Consider the following 18,262-nt stretch of genomic DNA (forward strand, 5'->3'; position numbering starts at 1 on the left):
CACCGGCAATCCGCCACGACGGCCAGGGAGTCTGCTCAGTTCAGGTTGACGTGAACGTTCTTGACTTCGGTGTACGTCTGGATGGCTTCCTCACCCTGTGCGCGCCCGTGGCCGCTCTGCTTGGTTCCGCCGAAGGGGGTCTGTGGCCAGGTGTTCGGCGTCTCGTTGACCATGACCATCCCGTATTCGAGTTTGTCTGCGAACGTGTGCGCACGGGAGAGGTCGTTGGTCCAGACACAGGATGTCAGGCCGAAGGGCGAGTCGTTGGCGACCTCGATGGCCTCCTCCTCGTCGCTGACCTCGATAACCGACAGCACCGGTCCGAAGATTTCCTCCTGGGCGATGGTCATATCGTTGTCCACGTCCGCGAAGACGGTCGGTTCGACGAAGTGGCCGGTGTCCTTGTCGTCGGGCACACCACCGCCGGCAGCGACGGTTGCGCCTTCCTCTTTGCCGGTCTCGATGTAGTCGAGAATCTCCGCTTGCTGGTTCTCGTTGACGACAGGACCCATCTGTCCGTCGTCGTCGATACCGCCGCCGAGCGGGATGTTCTCGGCGATGTCGGCTATCTTCTCGACCATCTCGTCGTAGACATCCTCGTGGACGACCAGTCGGGAGTTGGCCCAGCACATCTGCCCAGCGTTCATGAAGATACCGTACTGGACACCGCGGGCAGCTGCGTCAAGGTCGGCGTCCGGGAAGACGACTGCGGGGCCTTTCCCGCCCAGTTCCAGCGTCACGTCCGCGACTGCGTCGGCAGCGTCGCGCTGAATCGTCTTGCCGACGCCAGTGCTTCCGGTGAACGTGACGTGGTCGACGTTCTCGTGACTGGAGAGTGCACTACCGGCACCCGAACCCGAACCCGGGATGACGTTGACGACGCCGTCGGGGAGGCCGGCCTGCTCGGCCGCTTTGGCGTAGTACAGCGCCGAAAGGGGTGTCACGCTGGAGGGTTTGAGCACGACGCTGTTCCCGGTCGCGAGCGCCGGTGCGACGCTGCGACCGGCGAGCTGGAACGGGTAGTTCCACGGGGAGATGTGTGCGGTGACACCGACCGGGTCGCGCTTCGTGTAGTTGAGACGGCCGTCTTCGACCGGAATCTGCTCGCCCTCAACCTTCTCGGTCCACCCGGCGTAGTACCGGAACGTGTCGATGACCATGTCGATTTCCATCCCCGCCTCGAACGGCGTCTTGCCGTTGTCGTGGGATTCGACCATCGAAATTTCGTCTTTCATCTCCTCGATGGCGTCGGCCATCGCGTGCATCTTCTCGCGGCGCTGGTCGGGGCTCATCGATTCCCACTCCGCACCGTTTGCGACGGCCGCCGCGGCCGCCTGGACTGCGTCGTCGACATCGGTCTCGTCTGCCTTCTGGACCGTCGCGTAGACGTCTTCAGTCGCGGGGTCTTCGGTGTCGATTGTTTCGCCGCTCGATGCTTCGCGCCACTCTCCGCCGATATACAGATCTGTGGGGCCGGAGTATTCCATTGCAAATCAAACGTGTGCACCCGTCGTCTTAACGATTTATGTTGGCTGGCTTCCAGCAACGCGAACATCGGTCGTCGGTCTCTACACGAGCAAGGCGAGTGCCTCGTGGCTTGTCCCCGAGGCGGTTCACGGCTCTTCGTTCGAGTGAATCGTGAGGTCAGAGCGGGGATAGGCGACACACAGCAGTCCGTATCCTTGCTGTTTCTCCCACTGCGTGAGCACGCGCTCTTCGCTCTGGTCGATGTCGCCTTCCACTTTCGCACTGCAGGAGGCACAGACTCCCTGCAGACAGGAGTACTGTAGCTCGATTCCCTCGTCGAGCGCCGCCTCGAGGATGTACTCGTCTTCGGGCACCTCGATTTCGACGCCCTCATCGACGAACTCGCAGGTATACGTTTCAACCTCGTCGGACGTATCGTTGGCGGCGTCTGTCATCCTCGTTCCCTCACAGTTCCTTCTCGTAGGTGACTTCCATCGGTTTCATGCCGTACTCCTGGTAGAGTTCCTCCTCGGCCACGCCGTGGAGGACGTCGATGCGCCAGAACGGCATCTCCCTGTCCCGAAACCACTCCTCTGCAGCCTCCAGGAGCGCGCGACCGACCCCTTCGCCACGGAACTCTGGATGGACGTAGTGGCCGTACACCATCCCGTGTTTCCCGAAGTTGAACACGGGATGGCCACCGATGACCCGCGCCTCCAGCGCGCCGATGGCGGTGCCGTCTCGCTCTGCGAGGAGAATGTCCCCGCGCGAGGAGTTGACCAGGCTCGTGGTGAAGTAATTGTGCCACTTCTCGCGCCCACCGTCCTCGATCTCGAATCGCTCGTCGAAATCGACGAGGGTGTCGGCGTACCCGTTCCACAGCGACATGATGTCGTCTGCGTCGTCGGGCTCGGCGGTGCGAACTGTCGCGTCTGTGATTGACGTTTCGTATTCCATATGTTAGTAACTCTCTCTTTGGGTGGTACAATCACCCGAACCGCTCGAACGGACTCTCACAGTCGTCGCAGTGATAGATGGTGCGACACATCGAGGGTCCCCGGGCGTTCTCGACGTGGGTATTTGCCGACCCACAGTACGGACACTCAACCTGCTCGTCGTCGACCGGCCGCCCGGCATTCTCGTTCATCTTGGCGTTGATATTGGAGTCCGTCCCCGACTCCTCACGCCGGTCGACGTCGTCTCGCATTACTCTGACCTCCCGCTGAGGGGACAGGCGAACCCGGCGTCACCGAGTTGTTCGCGCCCCTCCTCGGTCATGTCCTCTGGCGTCCACGGGTCGGTGTAGTCCAGTTCCGCGTCGGCACTGTCGACCCCGTCGAGCAATTCGAGCCGGCGCTCGACCATCTTCAGCATGATTTCGCGGGCGGGACAGCCGGTGTAGGTCAGCGTCATCTTCACCGCTGCGTGACCGTCTTCCAGGTCCACGTCTCGGATGAGGCCGAGGTCGACCAGGCTCACCGGGAGCTCAGGGTCCTCGACATCCTGGAGCGCGGTCCAGATGTCGTCTTCCGTCAGCGGTCCCTCGACGTCGTACTCCGGGAACGCGTCCTCGACCGCGTCGAGCTCGAACCCCGGCGCGTTCCGTTCGATGATGTCTGCGACGTCCATGGTCATGCTGGCACGTCGATCCCTTGCTCACGGACTTCGCGGGTCTCCGCGAGCAGGGCCTCGTGGTCGTCGGTGTGTTTGCCAGCGCGTCCGGCACCGATGTCCTCGACATCGGTCTCCGGGACGTCGTACCCGTACGCGGTGAGAGTGTCGGTCACCGTCTCGACGAACTCCTGGCGCTGTTCGGCCAGTGACTGTTCGTACACGCCGGCTTCGACCGGGTCGACACCGCCGGGCGTCGTCTCGAAAAACGCCAGCGCGTCGACCCAGTTTTCGTCGATTGCACGCTGGATTTTCTCGCTGCCGTCGTCTTCGTCAGCGAGCGTCTCCAGCCACACGTCGCCGTGCTCGGCGTGGAAATCCTCTTCCTCGTCGACTTTCTGCAGGTAACCAGCGAGCGACTCGTCGCGCTCGGGGAGGTCGCCGCCGAGGATCGCTGCCAGCCGGATGTCGTCGGCTGCGTCGTAGAAGTACTGCCGGACGACTGTGTCGGCCCAGTCCGAGAACTCCCGTTCGACGAGCTGGACGTTCCGGTACTCGTCAGGCGCACGCTGGTAGGCCAGGTGGTCGAGACTCGATCCGACGATGTCCGCGACTTCCTCGTAGAGAATCTCCGCGTGGCCGAGTTCGTCCTGTGCGATGTTGCTGATGGAGACGTCCTCTTCGACGGTCGGTGCAACGCCAGTCCAGTCACTCAGTCGATTCCCCATCACGTGGTCGTCGTCGGCCGCCTCGAGGAGCGCGCGGGCGAGCCCCTGCTCGAACTCGTCGGTCGGTTCCGCACCGATGTCTGTGATCGCTGTGACAGTCATGCTGGGAATCCCTCCACGTCGTAGCCGGCATCTTCGCGGTAGCTCTTGTCGAGGCTACCGCCGTAGGCTGCACCCTCGCCGATTTCGTTCATATCTTCTTCGCACACGACGACTAGATTCGTCGTCTTTTTGCGCCGGGCGTAGTTCTCGCGGGCGTACATCCGCGCGAGCTTGGCGTTTTTCGCGTCGACGCTTCCGACTTCTGTCAGCGGCGCACCGGAGTCTTGCCGCCGGAACACGTAGTAGACGTTCTGCTCGGGCGTGCCCGGCATATCAGGCCACCCCCGATGCGCGACGGACCCAGTCGTTGTTCTCGATTGCCTCACGACGGTCGGTCAGCCGCTCGTCGTTGACCGGTCCGTTGCCCCGCGAGACGTCCAGGAAGTGGTCCCAGTCCAACTCTTTGTAGTTCCAGCGCTCGGCTTCCTCGTCGTACGCCAGTTTGTCGTCGGGAATCTCCAGCCCGTACTTTTCGAGTTTGGGGACGTAGAAGTTCTCGAGGTACTCCTGCCGGAGTTCGTCGTTGCTCTTGAGCTTCAGCCCCCACTCGAAGAGTTCGTCGGTGTGGTCGGACATGTGGTCACGCGGGCCGAAGAACTGTAGCGTTGGCTCGTACCACCGGTCGATGGCGTCTTGCATCAGCTGTTGTTCTTTCTTCGACCCGGTCGCCAGCGAGCGGACGATGTCCTCGCCGTGTTTGACGTGGAACGACTCCTCGTAGCAGATTTTCCGCAACCCGCGGGCGTAGGGTGCATACGAGGAAGCGGTCAGTGACCCCTGCCGGAACATCGCCGCGCCGTCGATGAACATCGCGATGTAGGCGGCGTCTGCCCACGTCTTCGTGGGGTAGTTGAACACGGTGACGTACTTCGAGTCGCCGTTGATCAGATCCTCGAGCATCTCCTCGCGGTCTTTCAGGCCGAGCGTCTCGGCCGTCCGATACAGTACCTGCGCGTGGCCCGCCTCGTCCTGGACCTTCGCGCTGATAGCGCGCTTTCGCTGCAGTGACGGGGCCTTCTTGATCCACTGTTTCTCGGGCAGCGTTCCGACTATTTCGCTGTTGGCGTGGAACTGAATCATTCGCTGGGCTGCCCGCTTGTACTCCTCGGGCAGGTCCTCGGACGGTTCGACCTGTTCGCCGTTTTGCACGCGTTGTTTGAGCGTTTCGTTCGCGGTCATTTGCACCCGTAACTACGCTGGGGAGAGTGCATAGAGATACATCGCTCTATGGAGCGGGGTTTAAGTCCCCTCGACTATTCTACAATCGAAACTGGCTGGATTCGGGCGGTAGAAGCCTGAAGGCCGCTGAAAATCGGGTTGAGAAATAAAACCACACTATAGCCGGGGATAGAATAATGTCGCTCCCTGTTTAAAATCAACTAACATGATAAACGAGTCCCTCGTCGTGGAGTTCACCGTCGCCGGGAACGACTGCCCGGTCGTCGACGCGACGGCTGACCACGACGTCGTGGTCGACGAGAGTCCACCGGCCCACCGGGACGACGAGCGCACGCTGTTGCACTTTCACGCCGAAGGGGAGATCGAGGGGTTCGTCGACAGACTCGACGAGAAAGAGGAAATAGATTACCTGCAGGTTACTGAGGGGGGCAGCGTCGCGCAGTGTCGCTGTCTGCTTCACGACGAGTGCGTGCTTCGGGCGCTAACGACAGCGGGGTTCATGCCCCACGAAATCCGTATCGTCGACGGCACCGAGCGGTTCCGCGGATCGGTCGTCGGTCGGGATGTGCTTCGGGAGGTCATCCAGACCGCACAGCAACTCGGCAACGTCACACTGGAACGGGTCGCCGAAATCACCGCCGGGAACAGCGCCGAGAAGGAACTCGACACGACCATCGAGAGCAGCCTCACGAAACAGCAACGCGAGGCGCTGGTCGCGGCACTCGACCAGGGCTATTTCAATATCCCGCGCGGTGCGACTGCGACCGATGTCGCGGACGAACTCGGCATCAGTAAATCGTCGTTTCTCGGTCGTATCAAGCGCGCCCAACAGACCGTGTTCGAGCAACTGCTGGCTGGTGCGGGCTGAGAAACGCTAACAGCCGGCCAGTCTCAGTCCTTCTTCTTGATGAGGAACTTCATGTCGCCCTCGAAGACCGTCGTCCCCTCCTGATTTTCCATCTCTGTGTCGAGCACAACCAGTCCGACGTCGTCGCGACCGACTTCTTTCTTGTTGGAAACGACCATCTCCAACTGGAGCGTGTCGCCGATGTTGACCGGATTCGGGAGATCCATGTAGTTCATCCCCAGGAAGGCGTAGGCCGTCCGCTCGACGATACCGGTTCGGTAGACGAAGCCAGTCGCCTGGACGAACGTCATCGGTCCGTGGGCGATGCGCTCGCCGAAGTCCTGCTCTTCTGCGTACTCCTTGTTGGTGTGGAGTTCGGTCCAGTCGCCTGACAGCGCCGAGTGCATCACGAAATCCGACTCCGTGACGGTCCGGCCGACGCTGATGAACTCTTCTCCTTCCTCGAAATCCTCGTAGTGATGTGGCTCGTAACTGTACGCCATATCTGTTCATCTGCTAGCACGTATTTATAGCTTTATTCTCCCCGTTCGGACGAGCGCGTGCGCCGATCCTGTCGACGACCAGTACGTATATATTGCCGCTGGTGGAAACAGATGCCGTATGTCTGGTGTCCCAGACGAGGTCCGCGAGCGCATCGAATCCGACGCGTTCTGTGAGACTCTCGGTATCGATGTCGTCGAACTGGACTCGGGGTATGCCCGAACGCAACTAACGATCACGGAAGACCTGTTGAACTTCCACGACACGCCGCACGGTGGTGCTATCTACTCGCTGGCAGATGCCGCATTCGCCGCGGCGTCGAACTCGCACGGCGAGACGGCCGTTGCCCTGGAGACGAACATCTCCTATCTCGAAGCCGTCGACGTCGGGGAGACACTAACCGCGACAGCAGAAGAGACACACATCGCCGGGAAAACAGCCGAGTACGAGATCGTAATCACCGACGAAAACGAGAACCGAATCGCGACGTTCCGCGGTCGAGTGTACCGGATGACCTGACGACGGTGGTCACTCGCGGTGGTCGTAGACGCGCTGGACTTTGCCGACTTCCGTCCGTTCGATCCCGCCGGGCTCGACCAGGTCGAGTTCGTCCGGCGTGAACTGGAGCACGTTCGAGAGTCGCTTCATGATAATGCTCTGCAGTTCTTCTTCGTCGCCCTCGAAGTCGAGGTCTTTCTCAACGGTCAGTTCCATGACGTCGAGGCTGCCCTCCTTGTAGAGGTCGATGCGGTAGTGTGGCGCGACGCCGTCGATGTCGAGAACGACGTGTTCGATTTCGCTGGGATAGAGGTTGACACCGCGGACGATGAGCAGGTCGTCGGCGCGACCGGTGACGTTGTCCATGCGGACCATTGTCCGGCCACACTCACACTCGTCGTAGTTGAGGGTGGTCAGGTCGCCAGTGCGGTATCGAAGGACGGGCAGTGCCTCTTTGGTCAGCGTGGTGAGGACGAGCTCGCCCTCTTCGCCTTCCTCGACGGGTTCGCCGGTCTGCGGGTTGATTACTTCCGGATAGAAGTGGTCCTCCCAGATGTGCAGGCCGTCCTGGGCCTCGTGGCATTCACACGAGACACCGGGGCCGATGATTTCCGAGAGGCCGTAGATATCGATTCCGTTGACATTGAGGCGCTCCTCGATTTCCTCCCGCATCGGGTCCGTGCAGGGTTCCGCTCCGAAGATAATCGTCGAGATGGGAAGCTCCGACGGCTCGAAGCCCATCTCTTCGGCCGTCTCGGCCAGATACAGCGCGTAGGACGGCGTGCACGTGAACACGTCACTCTCCAGGTCGGTCATGAGTTCGACCTGTCGCTGTGTGCCGCCACTCCCAATGGGGATGACTGTCGCACCCAGTTCCTCGACGCCGTAGTGGAGGCCGAGACCACCGGTGAACAGGCCGTAGCCGTAGGCGTTCTGGACGGTGTCGCCGGGGTTCGCACCCGAGGCTTTCAGTGACTGTGCGACGACTTCGCTCCACACGTCGAGGTCGTCCTGGGTGTAGGAGACGATTTTGGGCTTGCCGGTCGTGCCAGAGGAGGCGTGGAGTCGGGCGATATCCTCGTTATCGACGGCGAACAGGCCGTCGGGGTACTCGTCGCGGAAGTCCTCCTTTGTCGTCATCGGGAGGACCTGCAGGTCCTCGACACCGTTGATGTCTTCGGGTGTGATCCCTTTCTCGTCGAGTTTGTCGCGGTAGAACGGTACGTTCTCGTAGGCGTGTTCGACCGTCTCGCAGAGGCGCTCGTTTTGCAACTCGCGCAGCTCTCCCCGGTCGTAGGCCTCTTCGGGCTTGTAAACCATGCTTCACTGTCCGATTGGACGACGACATTAAAAACGGTTCGGGTATATGTCGCATTGTTCAGGTGACTACTATGACGTGTCGCGCTGACGAGCGCCCGCGCGAGAATCCGTCGCGCGCTCGGAGGAAAAGCTATTTTTCGCCACCTGCGGAAGATGAGTGTATGCGCGACGCCTATGTTATCGGCGCAGGGCAGACGCCGTTCGGCGCGATGCCCGACGAAAGCTATCGCTCGCTGTTCGAGTCCGCCTTCGAGCGGGCGACCGACAGTGTACCACACGGAATCGACGAAACCGACATCGACGAGGCGGTCATCGGCTCGCTGGGTGTCGGGGGACGGCAACTCGGCCTCTCCGCCCCGGCGGCGACCGAGCACGTCGGTCTGCACGGCATCCCGAGTTCACGCATCGAGAACGCCTGTGCCGCCTCCGGCTACTCGGTCCGGCAGGCGGTGCAGGCGGTCAAAAGCGGGATGGCCGACGTGGCGATCGGCGGCGGCGTCGAGATTATGACCGACATGAGCAGCGACGTGACGAAGTACTGGCTCGGCGTCTCCGGTGAGACTGAGTGGGAGCGACTGACGGGGACGACCTTCGCCGGCGTCTACGCCCAGATGGCAAGCGCCTATCTCGACGAGTACGAGGCGACACAGGAACACCTCTCGATGGTCGCGGTCAAGAACCACGCGAACGGCGCGAAAAATCCCAACGCACACCTCGGTTTCGAGTGCTCCCTCGAGGATGCTGTCAGCGCGCCGCTGGTCGCGGACCCGCTGAACCTCTATCACTGCTGTCCGACCTCCGACGGGGCGGCCGCCGTCCTCGTCGCGAGTGAAGACGTCGTCGATGAGTACACCGACGACCCGATTCGGGTTGCCGGCGTCGGTGCAGCGAGCGAGCGGGTCGGTCTCTTCCAGCGCGATTCGTACACCTCCATCTCGTCGTCGGAAACTGCCGGACAGAAAGCCTACGAGATGGCCGACATCGGTCCAGAGGACCTCGACTTCGCGGAGGTCCACGACTGCTTTGCCATCGCCGAACTGCTCGCCTACGAGGACCTGGGCTTCTGTGACCGCGGCGAAGCCTACCAGTTGCTCGAAGACGGCGCGACTGATCTGGACGGGGAACTTCCCGTCAACGCCTCCGGCGGGCTCAAATCGAAGGGCCACCCCATCGGCGCGACGGGTGCCGGACAGGTGGCCGAGGCGTTCAAACAGCTCAGCGGCAAGGCCGGTGACCGACAGGTCGAGGACCCACAGTACGGACTGACCCACAACGTCGGAGGCAGTGGCGGCGGTGCCGTTGTCCACGTTCTCGAACGGGAGGTGGCACAATGAGCGACGTTCACGTCGCGGCACTCGGTGCGTACGCACCGCGACTGCGTATCGCTGCCGAGGAGTTCGAAGAGGCATGGGGAACTTTCAACGCTTCGGGTATCGAGACGAAAGCCGTCCCCGAAGCCGACGAGGACGCACTCACGATGGGCGTCGAAGCAGCACGCCGCGCGCTCGACCAGCTCGACCGGGACGGGTCGGACCTCGCCCATCTGGCCTTTGCGAGCACGACGCCGCCGATGGCCGAGGAGGACCTCACCGCTCGACTGGCGAGTATGCTCGGTGCGCCAGACGACGTGACGACGCGGACGGTGACGGGAAGCACCCGCGCCGGCGCACAGGCGCTCGACGGCGCACTCGACGCTGGCCCGTGGGGTGACAATATCGGTCTCGTCATCGTCGGCGACAGCCCACAGGGCGCACCCGACAGTGCAATGGAACACGCTGCCGGGGCCGGCGCGACTGCGGTGGTGCTCGACAGTGACGGGCCCGGAACTGTCGTCGACCGTGGCTCTCACGTCGAGCCGTACCCAGGCACGCGATTCCGCCCTGGTGGCGGCGACGAGACGACCGGGCTGGGCGTCACAGAGTACGATCGCGAGTCGTTCACGACGGCACTGGCCGGGGCCGCCGAGCACGTCGAGGCCGACGGTATCGACGCGGCGGCGGTCCAGTCGCCGGACGGGAAACTCCCCTACCGTGCGACGGGCGCACTCGGTGTCGATGCCGGGACGATTTCGGCCGCCGAGACAGTGAGCTTCCTCGGGGATACCGGCGCAGCGAGTGCGTTCCTCGGGACGACGAAGGCGTTCGATGAGGGTGCCGAGCGGGTGCTGCTGGCGGCCTACGGAAGCGGTGCCGGCGCGAACCTTTTCGTGGTCGACGGGCCGGTTCCGACTGCGACGGCGCTGGAAAGCGAGGCGACGCTGTCCTACGAGAAGTATCTCCGGCGGCGCGGCGAGATTACCAGCGACGAACCCGAAGGCGGCGGCGCGTACGTCAGCGTCCCGTCCTGGCAGCGGACGATACCCCAGCGCCACCGGCTTGTCGCCGGCCGGTGTCCGTCCTGTGGCGCGCTGAACTTCCCGCCGAGCGGGGCCTGTCACGACTGCAACGAACGGCCCGACTCCTTCGAGGAAGTCGAACTCCCGGGCACCGGGACCGTCGAGGCGGCGACCACCATCTCGCAGGGTGGTGCACCGCCGGAGTTCGTCGAGCAACAGTCGAAGAGCGGGCCGTTCGTCAGCGCTGTCGTCGCACTCGACGGCCCAGACGGTGAGGAGACCGTCAGCATCCCCTCGCAGGTGCTGGTCGGCGACCAGACGGTCGGCATCGGCGACCGGGTCGAGTCGACCATTCGGCGCATCTACACCCAGGAGGGTGTCACCCGGTACGGGTTCAAAGCGCAGTTGCGCGAGGTCCGACGATAGGTCAGACCCGCTCGAAAATCGTCGCCACGCCCTGTCCGAACCCGACACACATCGTGGCGAGTCCGTAGTCGACGTCCTGTTTGTCCATCTCGTGGAGCAGCGTCGTCGAGATGCGCGCGCCCGAACAGCCGAGCGGGTGGCCGAGTGCGATTGCGCCGCCGTTGACGTTCAGCTTCTCGTCGGGAATCCCGAGTTCCTCGACGCAGTGGAGACTCTGTGCAGCGAACGCTTCGTTGAGTTCGACGAGGCCGATGTCGTCGAGGGACATGCCCGCATCGTCGAGTGCGGCACGGGTGGCCGGAATCGGTCCCCGACCCATCACCAGCGGGTCGACGCCCACGACTGCCCGTGTCTCGATGCGGGCCATCGGGTCGAGGCCATGTTCCTCGGCGTAGGCCTCGGAGGTGACGAGCATGCCAGCGGCACCGTCAGTCAGCGGCGAGGCGTTGCCGGGCGTGACCGACGCCTGGTCGTCGTCGCGGAACACCGTCGGCAGGTCGTTCAGCGTCTCGAACGTGGTGTCCGGGCGGGGCGTCTCGTCTGCATCGACGACTCCGTCGTCTGTTTCGACCGGAATAATTTCGTCGTCGAACCGGCCGCTCTCCGCCGCGTCGACGGCCCGTTCGTGCGAGCGCAGCGCGAACTCGTCCTGCGCTTCGCGGCTGATCCCGTGTTCGCGGGCGATGGTCTCGGCCGTCTGTCCCATCGGGAGCCTATCGGGGTCGTAGCGCTCCTCGATGGCGGGGTGGAGCCAGTCGGAGAAGGGAATCCGACTCATCTGCTCGACGCCGGCGATGGGGTAGACCGCCCCGTCACCAGCTTCGATGGCGCGGGCGGCGTCGTTGAGCGTCGTCAGCGACGAGCCACAGAGGCGTGTCGTCGTCGACCCGGGGACGGTCTCGGGAAAGCCACCGGCGAGCAACGACTGCCGGGCCAGGTTCCGGCCCTGCTCGTTCTCCTGGTTAGCACAGCCCAGTCGGAAGTCGTCCCAGTCGGCGGCGGGAACGTCGGTCCGCTTGACGAGCGCGTCGAGGACTGTCGTCACGAGGTCTTCGGGGTACTGTTCGGCTAGCGCGCCGTCTTTCCGTGCCTGGGGAGTTCGCACGGCATCGACAACGACGGCTCGTTGTCCTGAATCGGTCATTGTCGGTTAGAGGTTACTGGGGCACTGACATTAATTCACTGGCTCGCGCAGCTCCCGGCGAGCAAGCAACGTTTTTATTCTTCGGCGTTGTGCCTCGAACTGATGCAGGTAGCCGTACTCGGAGCCGGTACTATGGGCCACGGTATCGCCCAGGTTTCGGCCATGGCGGGCCACGACGTATGGATTCGCGACATCGACGAGAGCATCGTCGACGACGGACTGGCAGCCATTGAATCGAATTTGAACGAAGGTATCGAACGCGACAAAGTAACCGAAGCAGCGGCGACAGCGACCCTCGACCGACTGACGGGGACGACATCGCTGGCGGACGCCGTCACGGGTGCCGACCTCGTCGTCGAGGCGGTGCCAGAAGACATGGATATCAAACACGAGACGGTGACGGAAGTCGAGGAAAACGTCGGACGCGACACGCTCATCGCCTCGAATACGTCGTCGCTGTCGCTGACAGAGATCGCCAGCGCGCTCGAACACCCCGAACGCGCGGTCGGTCTCCACTTTTTCAACCCCGTCCACATCATGGGGCTCGTCGAAATCGTCGTCGCCGAACAGACGAGCGAGGAGACCGTCGACCGGGCACACGAGTTCGTCGAGGATATCGACAAGACGCCCGTCCAGGTGACCGACTCGCCGGGTTTTGCTTCCTCCCGACTCGGGGTCACGCTCGGTGTCGAGGCCATGCGGATGGTCCAGGAGGGTGTCGCTTCGCCGGAAGACATCGACGCGGCGATGGAACTCGGGTACAACCACCCGATGGGTCCCATCGAACTCGGCGACGTCGTCGGTCTCGACGTGCGCCTGGACATTCTGGAATACCTCCGCGAGGAACTGGGCGAGCGGTTCCGCCCGCCGCAGGTTCTCAAGCGGAAAGTCCGGGCCGGCAAGCTGGGGAAAAAGACCGGCGAAGGATTCTACGTCTGGGAAGACGGGGAAATCGTCGGAACGAGCGGCGACTGGAGTGATGACTGATGGGGCTCGAAGCAGCTGCAGCGGACTGTGAGACGGTGAACGTGTCGGTCGAGGGTCGGGCCGACCACGTCGCGACGGTCGAACTGAGCCGCCCGGAGGCACGTAATGCACTCAACGCCCAACTCCGTTCGGAACTGAAAACGGTTCTGGACGAAGTCCCCGACAGCGACCTTCGGGTACTCGTCCTGACCGGCGCAGCAGAGACCGGGGCATTCGTCGCGGGCGCAGACGTGACGGAGCTCCGGGAGCGAGACGCACTCGAGCAGCGCGAGGCCAGCAAGCGACCCCGCGTCTACGAGTACGTTGACGACTGCCCGATTCCGGTCATCGCACGAATCAACGGCCACGCCCTCGGCGGTGGCTGTGAACTCATCCAGGCCTGTGACGTTCGTATCGCACACGAAGACGCCAAAATCGGGCAACCCGAAATTAACCTCGGCATCATGCCGGGTGGGGGCGGCACACAGCGACTGCCCCGACTGGTCGGTGAAGGCCACGCGATGCGTCTCATCCTCTCGGGTGAACTGATAGACGCGGCCGAGGCCAAAGAGATCGGTCTCGTCGACGAAGTGTACGGCGACGACAGACTCGACGACCGCGTCTACGACCTGGCACGGTCGATGGCCGAGAAAAGCCCTGTCGCCCTCGAGTTTGCGAAGAAATCCGTCAAAGCCGCCTCGCGGATGGACCTCGAAAACGGTATCGAGTACGAGGCAGAACTGTTCGCCCAACTGTTCGCCACCGAGGACAAGAACGAAGGCATCGACGCGTTCTTCGAGGACAGAGAACCTGAATGGCCCAGTGAGTAACCCCTATTACGACTGTCACTAACTGAGGCGGCAGTTCGATATAACCAAACGAAGCTGAAGTACAGTACTACCGGTTCAAGCAATTCTCGACGGGTTTTTCGGAGTTCTTATTTAACTATAAGCCGTTCGAATAAATAGAACGAAGTTGTGCAAACGAGCAAGTTTTGCAGGAAACGGGTCCGTAGAGAAGACCTGGTAACTGTTCGCAAACCACCTCGTTTGATTCTTTAGTCCGAGTGGTGGGGTAAATCACTCCGCCAACTCCTGTCACTCTTGTTCGTTCATGATGAATCATGGGTTATATGCTCTGTATCGACGTTCTGTAGAGTAGTCGAACTGAATTTCTATCTCCTATCTCCCGATACTACTGTGATTGCGGCTATCCGCTATGTCGTGTCTTCTACGAGCACCTCGCGGGTGTCTCGTTTCGAGTCGAGATACCCATTTGAATGGGCTTGACTGACGACTATATAGTTGTAATGGGTACTGAGATTCTGCTCGTATCTGTCTCGCTTCGGCTGCACCTCCGCCGAGACAACCCTCTTTCGCATCTTGTTCGAATTATTCGAACAACCTCTGAGCTAGTATCAGATACGTCTGGCGCTGGTCTGCTGTGTACTCCTGTTTGATGGCGGCTTGAGCGTTCGAGCGAGAATATTTCCTCGACTCAGTTGGTTACGAGTCTCTGGGGATCACATTTCGTTCACTGATGTTGAACAATTATGTGCAGCGGTAACATACATCGCGTGCAGACTGACTAGCGTAGGTTCCGCTCAGAACGCACGCAGCGCCGCTAATTGACCAGATCTCATACAATTGTAAAAGTACTTCTCTCAACAGGCGTTCGAATCTTTCGGACGAGGACGTCGTCTGATCGGTAGCCTCCACAAGTCGACCGTCGTGCTCGGTGACCGGTCAAAAGCACTACGCGTGTGCCAGGTTAATCGTAATCTCGTTAACTGCGCCCAGCAGGAGCGTGGGGAGTTCCTCTCGAAGCAGGGATCCGTCGAGTCGGTTAGCTGGCCCGGAGATACTGATTGCACCGATTGCGATATCGTCTTTGTCGGTTATCGGAGCACCGATAGCGTGTAACCCCTCGACCGACTCTTCGAGGTTGAACGCGTACCCTCGGTCACGAATCGTCTCGACTTCCTCCCAGAGGTCGTCGACGTCGGTTATGGTGTGTGGTGTCCGCGCTGGGAGCCCGTACGCATCGACGATTTCTTCGATCCGCTCGTCGGGCAGATGTGCCAGTATCGCCTTCCCGGCCGCGTGCTGGTGGAGATAGTTCCGGTGACCGACCCGGGCGTACGTTCGGACGGAATGTTTCCCCTGTGCGCCGTAAATGTGGACGCTCCGGCCGTGCTCCTCGACAGTACACCAGATTTTCTCTTCGGTCTCGTCTGCGAGTTCGTCCACTTTCGGCTTCGCCTCCTGATACAGCGTGTACTTGTCGCGAGCGATAGAGCCGTAGTCCAGAAATCGGATGCCAAGACGATATTCGTCGTCCTCCTCGATGAGAAAGCTGTTCGATTCGAGCGTCTTGAGGTGTCTATGTGCCGTACTCTTCGCACAGCCGAGGTAGTCGGTGATCTCGGGGACTGTCGCCGACCCGTTCTCCTTGAGGTACTCGATTATTTCGATGGCCCGCTCGACGGTCTCGACCGGTCTGTTGGAGTCGGCTGGTACTGTCATACTCCTACGCAGGGGGGGTCTCTTTACAAAACTTTTGTTCGAGCTAATCGAACGCCTGTCTCAACTCTTCTGGACGTTCTGTCAGCAAACCCGGGTTTCAGTTGAAAATCGGATAACCGTTAAACAAAAGACCCACCAATGAGACGGTGTACGTGTATGCCAAAGATAGTCGACCTGCTCGTCCGCGCGGACGGGTACAGTCACGAAGAGTTCGCCGAGCGGTGGCAAGGCGACCACGCGGACCTCGCGAAGGACCTGCCCGGACTCAAGCGCTACGTCACGTCGGTTCCGACACGACCCGAAGACGCCGAGTTCGACGGTGTGCTCGAACTCTACTTCGAGGATATGGCCTCGCTGGGCGAAGCGTTCGACTCCGATATCGCCGCAGAGGTACAGGCCGACGCCGCAGAGTTCATCGACCTCGAGGCCGGGCCGCGCCTCATCGTCGAAGAAACCGTCCAGCTCGACGAGATGCATGACTGAAGTCGGAGAACGTCTCGTCGCGGAACTCGACGAGCAAGATGTCGACTACGTCTTCGGGTATCCCGGTGGTCGTATCATCGAGATTCTCGACCACGTGCCCGACTACGACGTGGAGATGGTCCGCCCCCGCGACGAGCGCGAAGCCAGCGTCATGGCCGAGATGCACGGCCGTCTCACCGGTAATCCAGGTGTCCTCGCCGGACAGGGGCCCTGGATTGGCAGTCTCGGTGCCATCGGCCAGATGGAGGGCAAACTCGCCTCGTCGCCGATGGTCGTTATCACCGAAGCCAGCGAGCGCGGCGAGTACTCCACGCTTGCACCGTATCAGCAAGCACGCGGCGACTACGGCGGCCTCGATTTGCCGTCCGCACTGGACGCCTACACGAAGGAGAACTGGTTCCCCCGCTCGCCGACCGAGACTGTCCGCAGTCTCCAGCTCGCGTTCAAACACGCGACTGCTGGCCGGCCTGGCCCCACAGCAATCATCCTCGATGGCGACGCCGTCACCGAAGAGATGCCCGAAGACCCAGTCCCGCCGGTCTGGGACGGCCACGACCAGGTCCAGAACTGGGAGTCCCGGCCCGACGCTGACGACGTGCAAACCGCAATCGACGCCCTGAGCGAGGCCGACCGGCCGGTCATCGTCTCCGGTAACGGCGTCCACGCGGCCAACGCCTACGACGAACTCCAGACGGTCGCTGAAGCGACCGATGCCGTCGTCACGACGTCCTACCTGGGCAAGTCGACGTTCCCCGAAACCCACGATCTTGCGGCGGGTGTCATCGGTTCGTTCGGTCACGAAGGGGCGAACCAGGTCGTCAGCGAGGCCGACGTGTTGCTCGTCGTTGGCTGTCGGATGAATCCGATGGACACGAACTGGCAGTCGCCGGAGTTCATCCGGCCGGACGAACAGACCATCATCCACGCCGACATCGATACGCGCAACGCCGGCTGGGTCTACCCCGCCGACGTGGCGCTCATCGGCGATGCCGCACAGAGCCTCGACGATTTGGCTGCTGAACTGCCCGACAGCGCCGGCAACGACTGGGCACGCGACCGTGCGGCCGAGGCACAGGAGTCGTTTTACGACCCCAAATGCGACTCCGACGACTCGCCGATCAAGCCCCAGCGCGCGGTCAAGGAGATCGAAGCAGTCGTCGACGAAGACACGATTGTTACTGCTGACTCCGGCAACAACCGTTTCTGGCTGCTCAACTACCTCCAGGCGCCCGACACGGGCACCTACTACGGAAGCGGCGGCGTCGGTGCGATGGGCTGGGCGACACCCGCAGCGGTGTCGGCCGCCATCACGACCGACAAGGATGTCATCGGCGTCGCCGGCGACGGCGGCTTCACCATGACGATGACCAGCGTCGAAACGGCTGTCGAACACGGCGTCGCCCCCACCTTCGTCGTACTCAACGACACCAGTCTGGGGATGGTCCGCCAGATGCAACACGAAGATGGCGACATCGCTGGCGTCGAGTTCCACGACACCGACTTCGTGAAAGCCGCCGAAGCGTTCGGGGCCGAGGCGACGCAGGCGGTCACGCCCGATGAACTCGCCGATGCGCTTGAGAAGGGGACCAGCGCCGACGTGCCCTTCGTCATCGACGCCCGCATCGACCGCGAGGAGGAGATGGTCGAATCCCTCCAGTCCTCGTTCTACAAAGAAGTCGGCGGCCTCCACGAGTAGGCCGTCTGACGGTTATTTTTCGACTGGCGCTTCAACTTCGAGTTCGACGAGAAAGTCCTCCTGTGCGAGTTTGTGCGGGCCAAGAATCGTGAGGCAGGGATAGGGCTGGTCTGTGTAGACTTCGTTCCAGATCTCGAAGAATCCTTCGCGATTGGCAGGCGGGTCGACGATGTGTGCCGTCACTTTCGTCACGTCGTCGAGCGTCGCGTCGACTGCCGCGAGCAGCGTCTCGACGTTGTCGAACGCTTTGCGAGTCTGTGACTTGATATCCTCGCCGGCCACCTCGAAGTGCTCGTCCCAGCCGACCTGGCCGGACGTGTAGAGCGTTCCATCCTCGACGATACCGTGATTGTAGCCGATCGCTGGCGCGTCGACGAGGCCGTCAGGGTTGATGACTTTCCGTGACATGGCCGGACTCTCGGCACACCAGCAAA

General features: G+C 61.9%; 21 protein-coding genes. 8 read left to right on the forward strand and 13 right to left on the reverse strand.

Going from position 1 to position 18,262, the window contains the following annotated elements; translation table 11 throughout:
- Positions 1–35: 35 nt before the first annotated feature.
- The 8 genes from WDJ60_RS08940 to paaA all read right to left on the reverse strand — a co-directional run bounded on the left by WDJ60_RS08940 (position 36) and on the right by paaA (position 5,087).
- Positions 36–1,487 (reverse strand): aldehyde dehydrogenase family protein, encoded by a 1,452-nt coding sequence (locus WDJ60_RS08940; protein WP_340100026.1) that lies wholly within the window; start codon positions 1,485–1,487, stop codon positions 36–38.
- Between the two features lie 126 nt (positions 1,488–1,613).
- Entirely contained in the window at positions 1,614–1,922 is a 309-nt protein-coding gene (locus WDJ60_RS08945; RefSeq protein WP_340100028.1) for a 2Fe-2S iron-sulfur cluster-binding protein, read from the reverse strand.
- A 10-nt stretch (positions 1,923–1,932) separates the two neighbouring features.
- The gene (locus tag WDJ60_RS08950) at positions 1,933–2,424 is read right to left on the reverse strand and encodes a GNAT family N-acetyltransferase (RefSeq protein WP_340100030.1); all 492 of its coding nucleotides are present in this window, start codon (positions 2,422–2,424) and stop codon (positions 1,933–1,935) included.
- Positions 2,425–2,455: 31 nt separating this feature from the next.
- On the reverse strand, positions 2,456–2,674 hold the full coding sequence (locus WDJ60_RS08955) for a PaaD-like zinc ribbon domain-containing protein (RefSeq protein ID WP_340100032.1): 219 nt from the start codon (positions 2,672–2,674) through the stop codon (positions 2,456–2,458).
- Entirely contained in the window at positions 2,674–3,102 is a 429-nt protein-coding gene (locus tag WDJ60_RS08960) for a metal-sulfur cluster assembly factor (RefSeq protein WP_340100034.1), read from the reverse strand. Before WDJ60_RS08960 ends, WDJ60_RS08955 begins: the two co-directional genes overlap by 1 nt.
- Positions 3,099–3,908 carry a 1,2-phenylacetyl-CoA epoxidase subunit PaaC gene (paaC, locus tag WDJ60_RS08965; RefSeq protein ID WP_340100036.1) on the reverse strand — a complete coding sequence of 270 codons (810 nt, stop codon included), beginning with the start codon at positions 3,906–3,908 and terminating at the stop codon, positions 3,099–3,101. The genes WDJ60_RS08960 and paaC overlap by 4 nt, the downstream gene beginning before the upstream one ends.
- Entirely contained in the window at positions 3,905–4,180 is a 276-nt protein-coding gene (locus WDJ60_RS08970) for a hypothetical protein (protein ID WP_340100038.1), read from the reverse strand. Before WDJ60_RS08970 ends, paaC begins: the two co-directional genes overlap by 4 nt.
- A gap of 1 nt (position 4,181) precedes the next feature.
- Positions 4,182–5,087 carry a 1,2-phenylacetyl-CoA epoxidase subunit PaaA gene (gene paaA / locus WDJ60_RS08975; protein WP_340100040.1) on the reverse strand — a complete coding sequence of 302 codons (906 nt, stop codon included), beginning with the start codon at positions 5,085–5,087 and terminating at the stop codon, positions 4,182–4,184.
- 205 nt (positions 5,088–5,292) lie between these two features.
- Between paaA and WDJ60_RS08980 the strand changes: the two genes are divergently transcribed.
- Positions 5,293–5,955: a helix-turn-helix domain-containing protein gene (locus WDJ60_RS08980; RefSeq protein ID WP_340100041.1), complete on the forward strand. Its 663-nt coding sequence runs from the start codon at positions 5,293–5,295 to the stop codon at positions 5,953–5,955.
- 23 nt (positions 5,956–5,978) lie between these two features.
- On the opposite strand, the gene WDJ60_RS08985 is transcribed toward WDJ60_RS08980, so the two are convergent.
- Positions 5,979–6,437 carry a MaoC family dehydratase gene (locus tag WDJ60_RS08985; protein WP_340100042.1) on the reverse strand — a complete coding sequence of 153 codons (459 nt, stop codon included), beginning with the start codon at positions 6,435–6,437 and terminating at the stop codon, positions 5,979–5,981.
- A 118-nt stretch (positions 6,438–6,555) separates the two neighbouring features.
- On the opposite strand from WDJ60_RS08985, the gene paaI reads away from it, so the two are divergent.
- Positions 6,556–6,954: a hydroxyphenylacetyl-CoA thioesterase PaaI gene (paaI, locus tag WDJ60_RS08990; RefSeq protein WP_340100043.1), complete on the forward strand. Its 399-nt coding sequence runs from the start codon at positions 6,556–6,558 to the stop codon at positions 6,952–6,954.
- A gap of 9 nt (positions 6,955–6,963) precedes the next feature.
- Here the strand turns inward: paaI and paaK are convergent, their stop codons facing one another.
- Entirely contained in the window at positions 6,964–8,253 is a 1,290-nt protein-coding gene (paaK, locus tag WDJ60_RS08995) for a phenylacetate--CoA ligase PaaK (RefSeq protein ID WP_340100044.1), read from the reverse strand.
- A gap of 161 nt (positions 8,254–8,414) precedes the next feature.
- On the opposite strand from paaK, the gene WDJ60_RS09000 reads away from it, so the two are divergent.
- Together WDJ60_RS09000 and WDJ60_RS09005 are read left to right on the forward strand one after the other, a co-directional pair.
- Positions 8,415–9,587 carry a thiolase domain-containing protein gene (locus WDJ60_RS09000; protein WP_340100045.1) on the forward strand — a complete coding sequence of 391 codons (1,173 nt, stop codon included), beginning with the start codon at positions 8,415–8,417 and terminating at the stop codon, positions 9,585–9,587.
- Entirely contained in the window at positions 9,584–11,014 is a 1,431-nt protein-coding gene (locus tag WDJ60_RS09005) for a zinc ribbon domain-containing protein (protein ID WP_340100046.1), read from the forward strand. Before WDJ60_RS09000 ends, WDJ60_RS09005 begins: the two co-directional genes overlap by 4 nt.
- A gap of 1 nt (position 11,015) precedes the next feature.
- Here the strand turns inward: WDJ60_RS09005 and WDJ60_RS09010 are convergent, their stop codons facing one another.
- A complete protein-coding gene (locus tag WDJ60_RS09010; protein ID WP_340100047.1) occupies positions 11,016–12,158 on the reverse strand; it encodes a thiolase family protein in 1,143 nt (380 codons plus the stop codon).
- A gap of 102 nt (positions 12,159–12,260) precedes the next feature.
- Between WDJ60_RS09010 and WDJ60_RS09015 the strand changes: the two genes are divergently transcribed.
- Both WDJ60_RS09015 and WDJ60_RS09020 read left to right on the forward strand, forming a co-directional pair.
- The gene (locus WDJ60_RS09015; RefSeq protein WP_340100048.1) at positions 12,261–13,145 is read left to right on the forward strand and encodes a 3-hydroxyacyl-CoA dehydrogenase family protein; all 885 of its coding nucleotides are present in this window, start codon (positions 12,261–12,263) and stop codon (positions 13,143–13,145) included.
- Complete coding sequence (locus tag WDJ60_RS09020) at positions 13,145–13,954, forward strand: enoyl-CoA hydratase/isomerase family protein (protein WP_340100049.1); 810 nt, start codon at positions 13,145–13,147, stop codon at positions 13,952–13,954. Before WDJ60_RS09015 ends, WDJ60_RS09020 begins: the two co-directional genes overlap by 1 nt.
- Before the next feature lie 924 nt (positions 13,955–14,878).
- Here the strand turns inward: WDJ60_RS09020 and WDJ60_RS09025 are convergent.
- Entirely contained in the window at positions 14,879–15,649 is a 771-nt protein-coding gene (locus tag WDJ60_RS09025; protein WP_340100050.1) for an IclR family transcriptional regulator, read from the reverse strand.
- A 156-nt stretch (positions 15,650–15,805) separates the two neighbouring features.
- Between WDJ60_RS09025 and WDJ60_RS09030 the strand changes: the two genes are divergently transcribed.
- Together WDJ60_RS09030 and WDJ60_RS09035 are read left to right on the forward strand one after the other, a co-directional pair.
- The gene (locus tag WDJ60_RS09030; RefSeq protein ID WP_340100051.1) at positions 15,806–16,132 is read left to right on the forward strand and encodes an EthD family reductase; all 327 of its coding nucleotides are present in this window, start codon (positions 15,806–15,808) and stop codon (positions 16,130–16,132) included.
- Positions 16,125–17,828 (forward strand): thiamine pyrophosphate-binding protein, encoded by a 1,704-nt coding sequence (locus tag WDJ60_RS09035; RefSeq protein WP_340100052.1) that lies wholly within the window; start codon positions 16,125–16,127, stop codon positions 17,826–17,828. The genes WDJ60_RS09030 and WDJ60_RS09035 overlap by 8 nt, the downstream gene beginning before the upstream one ends.
- Positions 17,829–17,840: 12 nt before the next feature.
- Here WDJ60_RS09035 and WDJ60_RS09040 read toward each other — a convergent pair whose 3' ends face one another.
- Positions 17,841–18,236: a RidA family protein gene (locus WDJ60_RS09040; protein WP_340100053.1), complete on the reverse strand. Its 396-nt coding sequence runs from the start codon at positions 18,234–18,236 to the stop codon at positions 17,841–17,843.
- Positions 18,237–18,262: the final 26 nt, after the last annotated feature.

It is taken from the genome of Salinibaculum salinum (assembly GCF_037645885.1).
Lineage (GTDB): Archaea > Halobacteriota > Halobacteria > Halobacteriales > Haloarculaceae > Salinibaculum > Salinibaculum salinum.